The organism is Planctomycetia bacterium (assembly GCA_034440135.1).
In the GTDB taxonomy this organism is placed as follows: domain Bacteria; phylum Planctomycetota; class Planctomycetia; order Pirellulales; family JALHLM01; genus JALHLM01.
Genome location: JAWXBP010000033.1, coordinates 1 through 16,389, shown reverse-complemented (window position 1 = coordinate 16,389; position 16,389 = coordinate 1). Strand labels below are relative to the sequence as shown.

General features: G+C 62.0%; 12 protein-coding genes. 4 read left to right on the top strand and 8 right to left on the bottom strand.

The annotated features are described in order from the left end of the window. Positions 1-24 precede the first annotated feature (24 nt). On the top strand, positions 25-1,623 hold the full coding sequence (locus tag SGJ19_01680) for a porin (GenBank protein ID MDZ4778946.1): 1,599 nt from the start codon (positions 25-27) through the stop codon (positions 1,621-1,623). Positions 1,624-1,840: 217 nt separating this feature from the next. On the opposite strand, the gene SGJ19_01675 is transcribed toward SGJ19_01680, so the two are convergent. From SGJ19_01675 to SGJ19_01665, 3 genes are read right to left on the bottom strand one after another with little or no spacing between them, the layout of a single operon-like run. After that, entirely contained in the window at positions 1,841-3,055 is a 1,215-nt protein-coding gene (locus tag SGJ19_01675) for a serine protease (GenBank protein MDZ4778945.1), read from the bottom strand. Further along, the gene (locus SGJ19_01670; GenBank protein ID MDZ4778944.1) at positions 3,048-3,179 is read right to left on the bottom strand and encodes a hypothetical protein; all 132 of its coding nucleotides are present in this window, start codon (positions 3,177-3,179) and stop codon (positions 3,048-3,050) included. The genes SGJ19_01675 and SGJ19_01670 overlap by 8 nt, the downstream gene beginning before the upstream one ends. Positions 3,180-3,185: 6 nt before the next feature. Then, a complete protein-coding gene (locus tag SGJ19_01665; protein MDZ4778943.1) occupies positions 3,186-3,434 on the bottom strand; it encodes a hypothetical protein in 249 nt (82 codons plus the stop codon). A 518-nt stretch (positions 3,435-3,952) separates the two neighbouring features. On the opposite strand from SGJ19_01665, the gene SGJ19_01660 reads away from it, so the two are divergent. Then, positions 3,953-4,861 carry an energy-coupling factor ABC transporter permease gene (locus SGJ19_01660; GenBank protein ID MDZ4778942.1) on the top strand — a complete coding sequence of 303 codons (909 nt, stop codon included), beginning with the start codon at positions 3,953-3,955 and terminating at the stop codon, positions 4,859-4,861. A 3-nt stretch (positions 4,862-4,864) separates the two neighbouring features. On the opposite strand, the gene SGJ19_01655 is transcribed toward SGJ19_01660, so the two are convergent. Beyond that, complete coding sequence (locus tag SGJ19_01655; GenBank protein ID MDZ4778941.1) at positions 4,865-5,380, bottom strand: hypothetical protein; 516 nt, start codon at positions 5,378-5,380, stop codon at positions 4,865-4,867. A gap of 118 nt (positions 5,381-5,498) precedes the next feature. After that, a complete protein-coding gene (smpB, locus tag SGJ19_01650) occupies positions 5,499-5,999 on the bottom strand; it encodes an SsrA-binding protein SmpB (protein MDZ4778940.1) in 501 nt (166 codons plus the stop codon). Positions 6,000-6,078: 79 nt separating this feature from the next. Between smpB and SGJ19_01645 the strand changes: the two genes are divergently transcribed. Further along, positions 6,079-7,308 carry a hypothetical protein gene (locus SGJ19_01645; GenBank protein MDZ4778939.1) on the top strand — a complete coding sequence of 410 codons (1,230 nt, stop codon included), beginning with the start codon at positions 6,079-6,081 and terminating at the stop codon, positions 7,306-7,308. 99 nt (positions 7,309-7,407) lie between these two features. Here SGJ19_01645 and SGJ19_01640 read toward each other — a convergent pair whose 3' ends face one another. The 3 genes from SGJ19_01640 to SGJ19_01630 all read right to left on the bottom strand — a co-directional run bounded on the left by SGJ19_01640 (position 7,408) and on the right by SGJ19_01630 (position 14,147). Beyond that, the gene (locus SGJ19_01640; protein ID MDZ4778938.1) at positions 7,408-8,415 is read right to left on the bottom strand and encodes a hypothetical protein; all 1,008 of its coding nucleotides are present in this window, start codon (positions 8,413-8,415) and stop codon (positions 7,408-7,410) included. Continuing rightward, the gene (locus tag SGJ19_01635) at positions 8,412-8,840 is read right to left on the bottom strand and encodes a hypothetical protein (protein MDZ4778937.1); all 429 of its coding nucleotides are present in this window, start codon (positions 8,838-8,840) and stop codon (positions 8,412-8,414) included. The genes SGJ19_01640 and SGJ19_01635 overlap by 4 nt, the downstream gene beginning before the upstream one ends. 114 nt (positions 8,841-8,954) lie before the next feature. Continuing rightward, positions 8,955-14,147: a PVC-type heme-binding CxxCH protein gene (locus SGJ19_01630; GenBank protein MDZ4778936.1), complete on the bottom strand. Its 5,193-nt coding sequence runs from the start codon at positions 14,145-14,147 to the stop codon at positions 8,955-8,957. Between the two features lie 340 nt (positions 14,148-14,487). Here SGJ19_01630 and SGJ19_01625 point away from each other — a divergent pair, with 340 nt between their 5' ends. After that, positions 14,488-16,116 carry an NAD(P)/FAD-dependent oxidoreductase gene (locus tag SGJ19_01625; protein MDZ4778935.1) on the top strand — a complete coding sequence of 543 codons (1,629 nt, stop codon included), beginning with the start codon at positions 14,488-14,490 and terminating at the stop codon, positions 16,114-16,116. Positions 16,117-16,389 lie beyond the last annotated feature (273 nt).

Sequence of the window (16,389 nt, the reverse complement as noted above, 5' to 3'; positions counted from 1 at the left end):
AAATTACCCGCGCCGGATACCGCCATGCATTTGTCCACCCTACGCTGCCGTACGCGGTGCGCGCGCCAATCCGTAGTTGCCGCCCTGTTGATCAGTTGCGGAGCGAGTTCCGCCTTGGCGCAACAGCAGCAAGTCGCAGCGCCGGCGTCACTTCCGCCAGCCACAGTGACGGTGCGTCCATTGCCGCCGGTGGCCTCGCCGGTGCAGCCGGCGGCGGCCGTCGCCCTCCCGATAATGCCGCCGGGGCAAGTTCAGCAAGCATCGGCGACTTTTCCGGTTGCGCAAGCCGCTCCCGCTGAAGAGAAAAAAGACGAAGGCTACGTCGTCGGCAGCGATATGGCCATGACGGCCAGTTTCAAGAACGGCTTGGAACTCAAATCCAAGCACGGCGACTTCCGCTTGCACATTGGCGGACGTACGCAGTTCGATGGCGTCTGGCTCGAAGATAACGCCGGGTTCTATCAAGGCGCCGGCGGCGTCGGCGATGCGGACGCCGTCAATTTCCGCCGTGCCCGGTTGCGCATTGATGGCACGGCGTACGAGGTAATGGAGTTCGCGCTGGAATACGACTTTGCCAATAATGTGAACGACAACGTCGGCCTGCAACCGGCTGACGAGAACACCAATATCATCAATGTCACCGCGCCAACCGACCTGTGGTGGGAATTCAAGGAAGTCCCTTGGGTCGGCCACATCAAGATCGGCAACATGAAGGAACCGCTCGGCCTGGAGCACAACACCAGCAGCCGGTTCCTCGACTTCATGGAGCGCTCCTACAATCAGGACGCCTTCACCGGCCCCTTCAATAATGGCTTCTCCCCTGGCATCATGTTCTGGGACACGTTGTTCGACAACCGCGCGCTGATCGCGGTCGGAGCGTTCAAGAATACGAACAACGTCTTCGTGTTCGACACCGGCGACGGCGAAGGCGCGCTCACTGGGCGTTTCACCTGCTTGCCCTGGTTCGACGAGCCGAGCAAAGGACGCCGGTTGCTCCATCTTGGTATCAACGGCAGCTTCCGCGATCTCGACAACAACGGTCGGCTACGCGTGCGATCGCGGGCTTCGTTGCGAAACGGTCCCGGCGCGCTCAATCCGGTGCTCGCCGACACAGGCTTCATCAACGGGGACAACCAGACGCTTGTCGGACCCGAAGCCGCGCTCGTTCTCGGGCCGTTGTTGATCCAGTCCGAGTACATGACCTCGTATTTGAACAACGCGTCGAGCGGCGGCGTCGATCGTGGTACGGTGTTCTATCATGGCTACTACTGCGAAGCGCTCTACTTCCTCACCGGAGAGCACAGGCTCTACGAAGCGGAACGCGGAGCGTTCGGACGCGTTGTGCCGCATGAGAACGCGTATCTGGTACGCAGCGGTGGCGGCCGCGGCTGGTGTTTTTGCCGTGGCGCCTGGCAAGTCGGCGCCAGATTCAGCCATCTCGATCTTCGCGACGCCGGGATCGACGGCGGCGTCATCCAAGACGTCACGCTGGGGTTGAATTGGTTCCTCAATCCCAACTTCAAATTCCAGTGGAACTACGTCTACACCGACCGCGACGCGGCGGGCGCGCCGGATGGCGGCCATTCGCACGGTGTGGGCGCTCGCGTGGCGCACGACTTCTAGTCGCACGTGGGAAGCCACTGGGCAGCGCGATTCATGCCACGTCGAAGCGCCAGCGAGGGGGAGAGGATGTTGGCAATGACTTCATCGAATACGCCAAGCGGACCGTACACTTGCGATCGAGTCCGATTTTAGCAACGCGGAAGTTCGACCTGCCATTCACCTCGAGCGATCACCGTCGTCCTCTCCCCCTCGCTGGCGCTACGCGCTAGTGTGTCGACTACGTCGCTGCCGGACTCCGCGTGCCGCCGACCATGCGGACGGTGTGCCAAATCAGCGTGCAGAGGCCAACGATGGCGAGCGCCGTCTTCAGTCGTTCACTGGCGCTATGGCCGAACAGGGAAAGCCAATCGACCTCGCTGTGCGGCGACTCCTGGCTAACGCGTGGCGAGCCCGTCGGAGCGGGTTCCAGTTCTTGCGACATGGACTCGTGGCTGTCGGCCGACGCTTTCACAGACGGTTCGACGTCCGCTGGATTCGATCCCTCAACTTCTAATGCGACGGGGGCGTCGGCCATTTCAAGTTGCGCGATGTCCGGCGGCGGCGTGGCGACCGAGAGTCCGAAGTCTTGCACCGTGGCCGGTGGCGCGAATGCGGCCTCGTTCACCGTAATGGTGGAAGGCGCGGCGGCTGCGGCGATGGACGGCGCGGACCAACCGTCGGCACTGGATTGGGAGTTCTGGGTTGGAGCCGCTTGAGGTTGCTCCACCGGCTGCGGCGGCGACTTTGGCAGCACTGAGGCCAGGAATTGATTCACCCGCCCGCAATAACTGCCGCTGGTTACGCCTTCGCCCGTGCCGAAGAGCACGCCAGCTAGTTCGCCACGATCATTGAAGATCGGTCCGCCGCTGTCGCCATTGCGCGCCGCGGCGGAGACCTGCACCATTTCCATCGGCAGTTCCAGGCTCGGCGTCACGTACTGCAAGCACTCGCCGCGCGCAGCGAGGAACGGCCCATTCCCGTACCCCGCGATCACCAGCGGGTCGCCCGGCTGCGGCGCAATTTGCGACAGCGTCACGGCCGGTGCGTTTGGTTTCCAAATGGCAATCGCGGCCAAATCCCAGTCGCGGTCGACCTTCAGCAACTTTCCGGCCGAACGAAACCCGTCCGAGAACTCGACCCAAAGTTCCCTTTTGGCGGCCTCGACAACATGCCAATTCGTCACGACGAGCCCGTAGTCGCCGCGGACGTCGACGAGCGTCCCGGAGCCATATGTCGTACCGTCCGATTCGGGGACGATGATCCGCGCCACGGCCGGATGCGGCTTACTGAGGGCGGGATCCTGGATTTCTTGCGGTCCCGCGGCCGGCGATTGCAAGTTCAGAATCGGCCAGGCGCGCAGCGCATCACTGACCCAATTGCCCGGCTCGGCGTGCGCCGTGCTCGGCAGGGCCATCAGGAGGATCGCGATCCATCCCGGTGCGCGGCTACTCACCAGCTCGCTTTCCCGACGCCTGGCGCCGTTTCGCTTCGCGTTTAAGGATCAACTCCAACAGCCGGCGGCGCAATTGCTCGCGCTCCGACGGGGCTTTCTGCACGGCCTGGGCCACGCTGCTCATCGCATTTCAGGCGGCAATCGGCCGCCCGCCTCGGAGGTCTTCTTCGCGGGGCGGGAAGTCACGGTCGCCGTTGTAAGTGCGTTTTAGCCGGTCCAACTCCTCGCGCAGGGCGGCTTCAACCAACTTGGTCAGCGTCAGCCGGGCGGGAAAGCCAGCGAGATGCACCGCGGCATTGCGGGCCTCGTCCAGCAGCTGGGCGGATACGTACAACGTGGCGCGGACTTTCGGCTCCGCTTTCCGTTTCGGGAATGGCATGACCGATCCTTGGCCTGTACGATCGGGGCTTACTCAGAGGATTCACCACGGAGGGCACGGAGAACACGGAGGGAGGACGGGGAGGTAGTAGGAATGACGAAGTTTGAAATCCGAATGACGAATCAATGTCGAAGCTCGAATGTCGAATGCCTGGCTAGCGATGTTGATCCGCCACAACAGGCATTCAGTCATTCGAAATTCCGATTTGATTCGACATTCAGATTTCGAACTTCGTTATTCCCAATCCTCCCCTCCGTGTTCTCCGTGCCTCCGTGGTGAAATCCTGCGAACGACTTCGCTTACTAGAAAACGTCGGACGTTTGCGGCGGGGTTCTGGAACTTCGGTAAAGTGGGCGGAAGTTACTACGTGATTGCGCGAAGCGGTTCGGCCCGCAAGGTTTGCCTCACCGGTCCATCGCCTTCCTGACGGTATTTCGCTGGCCGTGAGTGGGATTGAAGTTCGCTGTGCGTTGCGGGAGAATTGGGCATCTTCCACATGATTGCGCCGGAGTTTCGCTATGCACCTGCCCGCTGGTTCGCTGGACAACCTGACTTGCACCGTGACGACGCTGTTAGCGGCCGGAGCGACGGGTTATGCCGTCAAACAGGCGCGCGCATCGGCCGGCGACTGGCAACCGGCAAAGCTCGGCGCGGTGGCCGCGTTCGTATTCGCGGTGCAGATGGTGAACTACCCCGTGGCGGCTGGCGTTTCCGGGCATATGGTCGGCGGCGTCCTGGCCGGAGCACTCTTGGGACCGTGGCTGGGTTTGCTGGCCATGGCCCTGGTGCTCGTCGTGCAGTGTTTGCTGGCGGGCGACGGCGGGTTGAGCACCCTCGGCGCGAACATCCTCACCATGGGCGTCGTGGCGACCTGGGGCGGGGCCGCACTGCGGCACTTAATCTCCACGCGAACCGGAACGAATCCCGTCCTGCGATTGCTGACCACTGCCGCAGCGGCTTGGGGCTCGATCGTGGCCGCCGGCGTTGTCTGCGCGGCGATCTGGTCGCTCGGCAGCACGGCCGCCTTTGCCGACGTACTCGGCCCAATGACGGCAATCCACGCCCGCATCGGAATCGGCGAGGCCTTGATCACGGCGATGGCGCTCGCGGCCGTCGAACTTTGGAGCGCGAATCCCGCCGGATCACGACGCGGCGCGGCCATCGCCCTCGCAGCCGCCGTCGGCGTCGCCGCCTTCCTGGCCCCTTGGGCATCGCCCTCGCCGGACGGCCTGGAACACGTCGCGTCGGCCTGGGTAACCTGGCCGGAAGGAACGCTCGCCTTCGCCCCGCTGCCAGATTATCTCCTGCCGGGCATCCAGAATGAACTCCTGGCAACCGCCCTGGCTGGCGTGATCGGCACGCTGGTGGTGTTCGGCGTGGGGAGCGCATCGGGGCGAGCTGTGGTGCTGGCGCCGAAAAGCAAGTAGCGCCTACCATCCGTGTATGATGAGCAATCCTCGGACGATGTAGATCAGAACGGCGACGATGTAGCAGGCCGCGAAAAGTGTCTGCAGGCTGAAGTTAGGCAGCCAGCGCATTTGACTTCGCTTACTTGTGGCAACGTCAATTGCAAAGCCGATCCCAGCGCCGATGCACATTCCATAGATATACAGCAGCGCTTCGTCTTCGCCCCATCGCCAGTCCCTGCCGGTAACCTGCATTCGCTCACCGAGCCAAAGCCCGGCAAAAGCACTGGTTACTCCGAAAAGGGCAGGTCGCGCGACCCGAGGCGAGTGCTTTCGCTCCAGAGCAAAGCCGATGAAGGCTCCGATGCAAGCACCGTAGATTGGGTTTAACTCATCGTCCGCCGGTGAGAAAGCCAACTCTAGGAACCTGGGGCCAACGAGGAAGCCGATGACTGCTCCAAGAACGCCCCACCAATGTTGCCTTTGCTGGCAGGGCCTCGGCGATTCAACATTGATTTGCACTTCGCTCGGGTCAACCATCCCCGCATTCTAACTCCTCCCTTTCGCGTTTTCGCCATTTCGCGCTTTCGCGATGAAACAGAGCTAACGCTATTGAATCGCGAAAACGCGAAATGGCGAAAGCGCGAAATAGGAGGATTTAACGGCGGCGCATCGCGCGTTCGATGTCGCGTTGGACGTCCTTCTTTTTCAGGACGTCGCGTTTGTCGTGCAGTTTGCGGCCGCGGCAGACGCCGAGGAGGACTTTGGCGCGGCCTTCTTTGAAGTAGACCTTGAGCGGCACCAGCGTCAGGCCTTTTTCCGTGGCCTTGCCGGCGAATTTGAGGATCTCGCGCTTGTGCAGCAGCAGCTTGCGTGGGCGGCGCGGGACGTGGTTCAGCCGATTCGCCTGGACGTATTCGGCGATCTCGCAGCCCAGCAGCCAGACCTCGCTCCCCTTGATTCGCGCGTAGGCCTCTTCCAGCGAGATCGTGCCAGCGCGGAGGCTTTTGACCTCGCTGCCGACGAGCATGATCCCGCACTCGAGCGTTTCGAGCACTTCGTAATCGTGGCGCGCACGCCGATTGTTCGCCACGAGCCGCTCATTGTCGTGCTCGCGATCGACCGGGGCCGGCTTCTTGTTGTTATTGGACCTGGCCACGTTGGTTTCTGTTGGGAACCGCGAAAGTTGCGAACCATCCATACTAGCTCGTAGCGCCAGCGAGGGGGAGTGGGGAGATTTGCCGTCGCGGCGAACCCAAATCGCCCTGGATTCGCTCTTCACCGACCACAGCGATTTTGCTAACGTCCCCAGCCCTGAGGGGAATTTCGCGATCCAAACCATCGCCGCGGGAGTGCGAATCGCCATGACGTTGAAGTGGATGCCCTGGCTGTTGTGCGGCTGTTGTCTCTTGGCGCCGACGTCCGTGGCGGCGGATCCCCCTTGGTCGCGGCTGCTCTCCACGCATCGCGTGGAGGCCGATCCCGAAAAGGACTACCAACTCACGGAAGATCAGGGCCCCTGGCTGATCATGGCGGCTTCGTTCGCTGGCGACGGGGCCGAGCGCCAGGCCAAGGACCTCGTGTTGGAGTTTCGCAAGCGCTATAAGCTCTCGGCATACCTGCACGAGATGAAGTTCGAGTTCAAGGAAGCCGAAGGGCGCGGCATCGATCGATACAACAAGCCGCTCAAGTTCCGCTATCAGCGCGACGGCGGCGAACAGTTCGCCGTGCTGGTCGGCGACTTCCAGGACTCCTCGGACGAGTCCGCGCAGAAGGCATTGCGACGCATCAAGACGATGACGCCGGACGCCATTGTAATTCAAGATGGCAAGCCGACCAATCTACAACTCGCCAACTGGCGCGAAATCTGCCGCTGGGAATCGGGCCAGGAAGCGAAACGCGGACCGATGAGCGCGGCGTTTCTGACCGCCAATCCGTTAATCCCCGACGAGTATTTCAATCCCCAAGGGGGCGTCGATCCCGAAGTGATCGAGTGGAACAAGCCGGCCGAGTACAGCCTGCTCGAGTGCCCCGGCAAGTACACGGTTCAGGTCGCGACGTTCCGCGGCAAGTCCGAGATTCGCCAAGACAAAGTGCGTGCGATCGAAAAAGGAGAGGCGGACTTCGGCAGTAGTCTGGCCAAGTCGACCATGATGGCCCACAAGATGGCGGTCGCGCTCCGCGCCAAAGGCTACGAGGCCTACGAATTCCACGACCGCTACGCCAGCATCGTCACCGTGGGCAGCTTCGACTCAGTCGGCACGCCACGAGCCGACGGCAAAATCGAGATCAATCCGCGCCTGCACGAAATCATGAATCGCTTCAAGTCCAAGAACTCCGTGGAAGGCGCCCAAGGCACGGCAATGCTGATGCCCAAAAGCATCATCGGCATTCCGTTCGACATGGAACCGATTCCAATCCACGTGCCACGGCCGACGATCAGTCAGGCGTATAGTCGGAAGAACTAAAGGCGAATGACGGACACAAAGTTGTGCCGTACCACGGAGTGACACCGCGTCGTCATTCAGTCATTCGGATTTGATTCGTCATTCGAGCTGCGACATTCGTCATTCGCTCGACTTGGCTTCTTGGCGTAGCCATGAAATCGCCTGAAGCACTTCCGGAGCGATATCGCGGTTGATGAATCTAACGGTGCCGCTCGCTTCGACGAAATAGGCGCCGCTGCCGCTCGTGTTGCCGAAGCCGTCCGGCGAAGTGGCGATGCCGATCAGTGGATTGCGCAGGTTCTCGGGGTCCGCCCAAGCGCGGAAGTTGCCGGCCGCCTCACCCACGAGCAGCGTTGAGCCAGGCAAGTCCTCCATGCGAACCTTCGTATCGCCGCCACGGGCGAACACATGTACGTTGCCAGCAAAGTGGCTGACGGCATAGCCATCTTTGTTGCGGATGTCTTCCCTCACGTCTCCTTTGAGGAAATCGATGATGGGGCGCTGACAAATCGATTTGTTCGCCGGATCGTTCCAAGGTTTTGAAAAGTCATACTCCCTGTTACTGATAACCATATAGGGCAACATAGGCGAGATCCAACTGTGCCTGCCGTCCGCTACGCGTGGCAAGTCGCCAAAGGTCCGGGAATAGCTGTGTAGCCCAAGACCAATGTACTTCAACTGGTTGGGGGTGTATGTATAGCCACCGAGAGAGGGCGCCATGATCGTCTTCGGCGAGGGCGATCGGGCGAGCCAAATGACCTGATGAACCACGCCGACGAAGGCCGTTCCGGCGGCGAACGTCAACACGACCAGGCCGAGCAAGTAAGCAGTCCAACGAAACCGCCACGAGCCTTGCCGTGGCGACTCGTCGCCCGTGGACTGCCAGGCGGTGTAGAACCAGCTCACGAACCGATGCGCGCCCACGGCCAAGAGCAGCAGACAAATCACCGCGGTCGCCACGCCGCTCCAATTGATGTGCTGCTGTGGTACGACGCGGGCGAGGAATCTCCACCAACCAACTAGCAGCGTGCCGACGACTTCCGTCACTGGAACTCCGTCGAAGCGCTGTGCCCCATAGATGACTCCGGCGATCAAGGCGATCGGGATTCCCCACCGCGCGTACTTCATGGTAGCGGTTCCGGGTTGGCCGCGACGTCCTTTTCCGATCGCAGTCGGTACGTCGCGCCGTTTGGCTCCCATGCGCCAGGTGTCATGAGCTCGCGAGCGCCGGAGATCATGGTCAGCACGAGGACGAACAAGAGTCCCCAGAGCATCAGCAATCCCACGGCCTTGCTATAGGTCAGGTGCGGGAGTCGCGGAAAGTCGCGTTGCAGCGAGTTCCATATATAGCGGATCGCGGCGGCGCTTAGCAGCCCGACAAAGATGAAGAAAGAGATCGCCTCGAGACGTGTGCGGCTCATGTCGGTGAGCGCCAAGTAGCGCGGCACTTCGTCGAACAGCACCCGCGGCATTCCCGCCTGAGCGACACCGCCAGCGAAGCAAGTGACTATGCACGCAAGCAACGGCACGCATCGCAACAAACGGCCAAACATGAGAAATGCCTCACGGTCGTGATGGCCCTGTAGGAGGCGTCTCCTGACGCCGATGGCACGGCTCAAAACCATCGGCGTCGGGAGACGCCTCCTACGGATGCCCACTACGCTATGTTATTCCCGCGACTGCTCGAAGTAAAACACGCCGCGCTTGTTGGCTACGATGATGTCCAACAACCCATCGCGGTTCATGTCGTAGACTTCGAAGTGCGTGCCGACGCCGCTGTCGCGGTCGACCACGTGCTGCCGCCAGTTCGGCTTGCCGTTTTCGCGGGAAAGCTCGTACCAGGCCAGCAGCGCCGGCTCATCTTCGCCGGGATCGTTGCCGTTGTGGGCGTAGTAACGCTTGCCAGTCACGAGGTCTGGCAGGCCGTCGCCGCTCATGTCAACGAAGCACATGGCGTGCGTCTGTGCGATGCTGGAATCGATCTCGTGCGTCTTCCAACCTTCCGGCGTTTGTTCATGCCACCAGACGCCGCGGCGATGGGCGCTGCTGCCGGCGACATCCTGGTCGCCGTCGCCGTCGAAATCAAAGATGTACATGTGCGCCTGGGCTTCGCCTAACGGAGCGGAGTGCATCACCCAGGGCGCGTCCGTCGATTCCTCTGGGGCGCTCCACCAACCCTCCGGCACGACGATGTCGGTGCGGCCGTCGCGGTTGACGTCGCCCAAGCCGAGACCGTGCGAGAACTGCTGCGTACCCGGCGCGTTCGGCAGCGAAATCACGCGCACGTTCCAGGGCGCCGTCGGGTCTTCCGCCGGCGAAGCCACGCACAACTGTTGGTTTCCGTCGCCGTAAATCAGTTCCCGACGGCCGTCACCGTTGATATCGAGGTACTGCGGGCTTTCATTCCCGGTGACCGGCACGATTTCATGCCGCGCCCAAACGCCGCCGGTCGAGCCAGGGTTCTCGAACCACCAGGTTTGCTTGCCGGGGAAATCGACGACGATCAAATCCTGCCGGCCGTCGTTGTTGAGGTCTTCGGCCCAATTGCAGAAGGTGTCGCCGTAAGTCTTCTTATCGAACTCATTGGCCTTTTCGAGCAACGGGTGCATTTTCCACTCCGGCGCTTCGTACCAAACGCTGCCGGCGGCGATGTCGATCAGGCCGTCGTTGTTGAAGTCTCCCATCGCGACTCCTTCGCTGCGGAACTTCTCTTCGATCGTCGTCTTCTTGAACTTAATCTCGCCGGTGCGGGCTTCGCCGGCCGGACCAAGCGGCTTGCCCGGCACGTATTCGCCGTGCGGCGGGTCGAGGAGTTCTAGCTTCAAGTTGCGGAACCGCGCCTCGGTTTTCCCCCCGGAGTGAACCTGTAGACCGATCACGCCGCGGCGTGCGCCTTGCGGATCGTCCAGGTCAACGCACAACTGGCCGTTGATCCACGTGCGGACGCGGCTGCCGACGGCGACGATCTCGTACTTGTTCCATTCGTTCGGCTTGACGTGCTGCTCGCCGGGCTTGTCCCAGAGGAGTGCGCGGCCGCTTTCTTCGTAGAGCTTGCCCCACCAACCGGCGCCGGCGTCGGCCTGGTAGCCGAGCATCTCGCCGTCCGGGAGCGCCTTGCTGCGAATCTGGACGCCGGAATTGGCTTCATTCGGCGTGAGCTTCATTTCGAGCGACAAGCGGAAATCGGCCGGCGCGATTTCGCTCACCAGGAAGGTATTGTGTTCCAGACCTTCCGTGCGGCCGACGATTTCGCCGTCTTCCACGGACCAGACGGACGTATCGCCGGTCCAGCCGGTGAGATCCTTGCCGTTGAAAATCGCGCTCGCGGTCTCCGGAGTGGCAGCGGCCGGCACCTGCGCGGGCGCTGCGAGATAGGCGACCAGCGAACGCACTTCGCGCTCGCCAAGTTGCGAAAGCAGGTCGTCCGGCATCATCGATTTTTCGCTCATCGCGCGGTCTTCGATGTCTTCCTTCGGAATCACGAGCGTCGCGTCGGCGTTGACCACCGTGACGTTGTTGTCATCCTCGTTGGTGACGATGCCGTTGATGATCCGCCCGTCGGCGAGCGCAAAGACTTGCACCTGGTACGCCTTGCCGATCACCGCGCTCGGGTCGACCATATTCGAGAGCAAGTAATCGAGGTCGGCACGATTCGAGCCGGTCAACTCGGGACCGACCTTGGCGCCCGTGCCGAACAGCGTGTGGCATTGCTTGCACGTCTTGTCGAACATCGCCCGGCCCAGGAACGGATCGGCGATGCCGGCCGACGACGGGGCCGAGGTGAGCAGGTCCTTGAGGTGTTCAATCAACTCGGCCTTATCTTCCGGGGTATCGCGGAGTGCGCCCCAGATCTTGGCGATGGCATCCTGCACGCGCTGATCCTCGTGGCTGCGCAACTGGCGCAGAATCTCCGCCGAAAAATCGGTGGCCGGTACTTCTTGCTTCGCTACGGCGTCGAGCAAGGCCACGGCGTAGTCTGCTCGGCCGGAGAGCGTGTTGAGCGCGGCCCGTTTGGCGTTCTGGCTGAGTCCGCTGTAGGCTCGTAAGACGACGCCAGGCGTGTTCGGATCGTCGTACGACGCGAGCGCTCGCAGAGCAGCTTCGGCCAACGCGGGATTGTTGATCAGGCCTTGCAGGTCCTTCGCCAAACCGTCGGCGCGGACATTAACGAGCGCCTGCAACGCCGCGGCGCGTTCTTCGCCAGAAGCGCTGTCGCTCAGCAATACTTCGCGTTGCGCACCAAGTTGCTTGGCATCGCCGAAAAGCAACGCCAAGGCCGCGGCCGCACTGCGCACATCGGCGTTGTCGGATTTCGTGAGTCGGGCATAGGCCGCGCTCCAGGCCTTCGGCATGGCCACTTGCCGGCGTCCGGCGAGGCCTTGTCGCAGTGCTTCCAACACCGTCGCGTCGTCATCGGGATTGACCGCCTTGGCGGCCAATGTGTTCGAAATCAGCGAATCGAGAATCGTATCGTCACGCAACTGCGTTAGCCGGCGAATCAAGTAATTGCGCACCAGCGGAATCTTAGTCTGCGCGAGATACTTCATTCCTTGCGCGGGATCATTCGCAGCCACGCGTTCCGCGGCGTACCAATACAACAGCGGCAAGTTGTGATCGTTCGCGTCTTCGCCATGCGTCAGCAAACGGCCGACCAATTCCTTGCCGGAGTCGACCGGCAGGCGAATGGCCGCGCTCGCCAAATAAAGCCGCACCACGGGGAACGAATCGGTAGCTGCCAAGGCCAACAGTTCTTTTTGAATGGCGGGCGATACAGAGCCCCCCTCGGCCGCGAATTGAATGCACCACGCGCGGAAATACTCGCCCACGTTATGCAGCCCGCGTACCAATAACCGGTCATTCAGCCCGCCGATGGCCTGCAAGGCCCAGAGCGCCCTGAGTCGCACGCGTTCTTCCCCCTCGCCAAAGGCCACTTCTGTGAGTGCCTGTTGAACGCGCGGATTCGATCCCCGTTCCTGAAGAATGCGCCGCGCATGGCGCGCGAAGTACTCATTCTTGTTTGCGAGGTGTTCGACGAGTTCTCCGGATGGCAACGATTTGAGGTCCACCGCCGGCGCGGGTTTGGCGTCACCGTAGCTGATCTTGAAGATGCGGCCGTTGGAGCGATCGTGGCCTGGCACATCGCCGTGATGGCATTGATTGGCGTCGTACCAATCGATCATGTAGACCTGGCCGTCTTGCCCGTAGGTAAAATAGAGCAACTGCGACCAGGAATCATTCGCAAAGAGAAAGTCCGGCGAGCGATCGCCGACATAGCCGGACCCGCGCCGCGCGATTTGATCGACGTTCAATCGCGCGCCGTGAATGTTGTTCATGAACAACTTCTCGCGATACTCGTCCGGCCAAACGCCGCCGAGATAGAACATCGCGCCGGAATGCGCGTGCCCGCCCCCGGCGACGTCAGAACGGTTGTTGCCGGAATGAGGCGTCGCGCCGATCCAGTGGCGATGCAGCGCGATGGTGTCGATGTCGCTGTAGGTGTACGGATTGAAATGCTGTCCGGCCTGACGCAGATAACGCCCATTCTGGACCATATGATACAAGTGCGGGATCACGCAGGCGGTAATGAAGCACTGGCCTTGATCGTTGAAATCGACGCCCCAGGGATTGCTCGTCCCTTCGGCGAAGACCTCGAATTGATGCTTCGTCGGATGGTAGCGCCAGATGCCGGCGTTGATCGGCACGCGCTCATTGTCTGGCGTGCCCGGTTTGCCGACGCGTGAGTGCGTGAACACGCCATGGCAGCCATAGAGCCAACCGTCCGGGCCCCACATGAAGGAGTTCAATGTCTCGTGCGTGTCCTGATAGCCCCAGCCATCAAGCAACACCTGCGGCGGGCCGTCCGGCGTGTCGTCGCCGTTGGCGTCGGGAATGAACAAGAACTGCGGGGCGGAACCGACCCAGACGCCCCCGAAGCCGAGTTCCAGGCCGCTCACCAGGTTCAGTTTGTCCATGAATACCTTGCGGGTATCAAACGCGCCGTCGCCGTTGGTGTCCTCGAAGATCAGAATGCGGTCCTTGCCTTCTCCTTCCGGCTGACGCAATGGATAGCCGTACGCCTCTGCCACCCACAAACGCCCGCGATCGTCGATCGCAAGCGAGATCGGCTGTTGCACATCCGGCTCGCCCGCGAACAGCGAGACTTTGAAGCCCGCCGGCACGGTCATCGCCGCGGCGGCGTCCGCGGGATTCAAGCCCGCGTGAGCATAGATATCGATGGCCGTGGCAATGCTCCGCGCCGGCAGATCGGGCTTCTCGGCATGGAAGCGAAAATCATCGAAGTTGATATGCCCCCAGCCGCCGGATTGGCGATCCACCAGCCGCACAAAGATTTGCTGGCCGACATGCTTGGTGAGGTCGACGGCCACCGGCGACAGGTTTTCCGTATCTTGCCCCGTGACCCGGGCGATCACCTGGCCGCCATCCTGGAGCACGAGTTCCACGCACGTCGCGGGCGAACTACCGCCGCCGATCAAAAAGCTGCAGTACGGTGCGGCAACCGCGAACGGCGCCGACGACAAGGTTCCCTGGGGCGCATCGCCGCCGACTTCAAAACTGCCGACCCAGTACTCGCCGGCATGTTGGCTCTGCATGTCGCTGCGGCGCGCGGCCACGGCGTCCCCGTGAACCGGCTGCTTCGCGAAGGCTTCCCCGTCGGCGGTCCAACCGTCCAGCGTGCCTGCTTCGAAGTCGAGGTTCAGTGACTTACCCGCGGCATCGGTCGCCGCAACGCCGCCTCGATCGGCCTGCGGTTCGGCGGCCATCGCCATCGGCGACGCCAGCCAGCAAGCCAGGGAAACAAGCGGCAAGGTGCGGCGAAACCGCCGAAGCGAGCACTCCATGAGGCATTCCTTGGAACGATGTTGGGTCGCGCTGCGATGGGAGATGGGATGCGGCTGTGGTTGCGGGGAATGGAATCGTCCCGCGCGGCGAGTGACGGGAACGCCCCGACGCCCATTTTTGACACCGACGTCGACGGCGATTCCCCCAGACACTTTAAGTCCCCGCCAGCCTGAATAAAAGAGCGCGGACCGCCCGACCGGAGCGTTTCGACCGCCCGCGGGGAAGCGCTTCCGACGTGGTTCGTCCGGTTCAATACTGCCCTTCGATCTTTTCCGCGCCGACCTATACTTGCGGTTCGCAAATTGGCCGGCAAACACTCGCTCCCTACTCAGCCTTCCCATGACCTACGACTGCATCATCCTCGGCGCCGGCCACAACGGCCTGGTGACCGCGTTCTATCTCGCTCGAGCCGGCTGGAAGGTGCTCGTGCTGGAGCGCCGCAACCTGGTCGGCGGCGCGGCGGTCACGGAAGAGCTGTGGCCCGGCTACAATGTCTCCACGGCCTCCTACGTCGTCAGTCTATTGCTACCCGACATCGAAAGAGACATGCGGCTGGCCGACTACGGCTACAAGGTGCTCGCTCGCAATCCTTCATCGTTCACGCCATTGGAGGACGGCCGGCACCTGTTCATGGGCCGGGACATGGCGCTCAATCAGCGCGAGATCGGCAAATTCTCCGCGCGCGACGCGGAGCGCTATCCCGACTACGAGCACTTGCTGACCCGCGTGGCCGACTGCCTGGCCCCGGTCCTGGAAAGCACGCCGCCGGATTTGCTGCCGCTCCCGGAGACCTGGCGGAAGATCGGTCTCGGCAAGCGGATCACGGACGCCAAGCGGGGCTGGTCGCTGTACCAGGCCATGTCGAACCTCGGCGCGCAACTGCCCGAGGCGCTCGAAATCCTCACCGGCAACGCGCGGACCATTCTCGATCGTTGGTTTGAGTCCGACGTGCTCAAGGCCACGCTGGCCACCGATGCGATCATCGGCAACTTCCAACCAATCTCCGCGCCCGGTACAGCGTATGTCTTGCTGCATCACGTGATGGGGAGCGCCGGCGGCGCGCGGGGCGTCTGGGGTTACGTACAAGGAGGCATGGGTGCGCTCACGCAGGCGATGGCGCGCGCGGCGCAAGCCGTGGGCGTGGAAATCCGTGTCGATTCGCCCGTCGAAAAAATCCTGACGAACAACGGCCGTGTGCGCGGCGTGAAGCTGACGTCCGGGAAAGAAATCGGCGCGAAGCGCGTGGCGTCGTGTGTCGATCCGCATTTAACGTTCGAGAAGATGCTCGCGCCCAGCGACCTGCCGCCGGACTTTTTGGCAGCGGTGAAACGTATCGACTATGCCAGCGCCAGCATGAAGATCAATCTCGCGGTGAGCGAGTTGCCGAACTTCACTTGTTTGCCGGGCAATCAGGAAGTGCAGCCGCAACACCGCGGTACGATTCACATTGGTTGCACCGTCGATTACCTGGAGCGCGCTTACGACGACGCCAAGTATGGCCGCCCCTCGGAGCGGCCGATTGTCGAGATGACGATTCCGACGTCCGTCGACAAGACGATCACGCCACCGGGGCATCATATCCTGTCGTTGTTCGTGCAGTATGCGCCGTACAAACTGGCGAATGGCCACTGGGACGACATCAAGGAGTCGTTCGCTGATCGCTGCGTGGCGGAGATCGCAAGGTTCGCGCCGAACGTCCCCGGTTCCATCCTGCATCGCCAGGTGATTTCGCCGCTCGATCTGGAACGCACTTACGGCCTTACGGGCGGCAACATCTTTCAAGGCGCGATGCCGCTGCATCAACTCTTCAACATGCGCCCCGTCGCCGGCTGGAGCGACTACCGCACGCCGGTTTCGGGACTGTACCTGTGCGGCAGCGCAGCACATCCCGGCGGCGGCGTGATGGGGGCCTGCGGCAAGAACGCAGCGCAAGAAATGCTCCGTGACGCGGGCTGGGCGACCGCGTGAGGCGATTCCGTGAAACGTCGGGGCGTGAGGCTACTCCACTACGCCGCGCGGTTCAATAATCGCTAGCACGAACATCCACGCACAAATCATCGTGATTACCAGCAACCAAAATCCATTGCCGAAACGCCTGTGACCGCGGTTGCTGGTTGCTGGCGATGGCGAGTTATTTTCTACGGTTCTTCCGGAATTTTAATGGGTGATCGGTAGTCTGTGCGCAGCCTGTAGTCGAGAATGCCATCGATGAGTCGCCTCACCGAACATTACCGGCTGTTG

Bases quoted from the DNA above. Each gene is read 5' to 3' on its own strand.
- SGJ19_01635 (MDZ4778937.1), bottom strand. From the start codon at position 8,840: ATGTTTGGCCGTTTGTTGCGATGCGTGCCGTTGCTTGCGTGCATAGTC.
- SGJ19_01640 (MDZ4778938.1), bottom strand. From the start codon at position 8,415: ATGAAGTACGCGCGGTGGGGAATCCCGATCGCCTTGATCGCCGGAGTC.
- SGJ19_01660 (MDZ4778942.1), top strand. From the start codon at position 3,953: ATGCACCTGCCCGCTGGTTCGCTGGACAACCTGACTTGCACCGTGACG.
- SGJ19_01630 (MDZ4778936.1), bottom strand. From the start codon at position 14,147: ATGGAGTGCTCGCTTCGGCGGTTTCGCCGCACCTTGCCGCTTGTTTCC.
- SGJ19_01655 (MDZ4778941.1), bottom strand. From the start codon at position 5,380: ATGGTTGACCCGAGCGAAGTGCAAATCAATGTTGAATCGCCGAGGCCC.
- SGJ19_01680 (MDZ4778946.1), top strand. From the start codon at position 25: ATGCATTTGTCCACCCTACGCTGCCGTACGCGGTGCGCGCGCCAATCC.
- SGJ19_01625 (MDZ4778935.1), top strand. From the start codon at position 14,488: ATGACCTACGACTGCATCATCCTCGGCGCCGGCCACAACGGCCTGGTG.
- SGJ19_01670 (MDZ4778944.1), bottom strand. From the start codon at position 3,179: ATGAGCAGCGTGGCCCAGGCCGTGCAGAAAGCCCCGTCGGAGCGCGAG.
- SGJ19_01665 (MDZ4778943.1), bottom strand. From the start codon at position 3,434: ATGCCATTCCCGAAACGGAAAGCGGAGCCGAAAGTCCGCGCCACGTTG.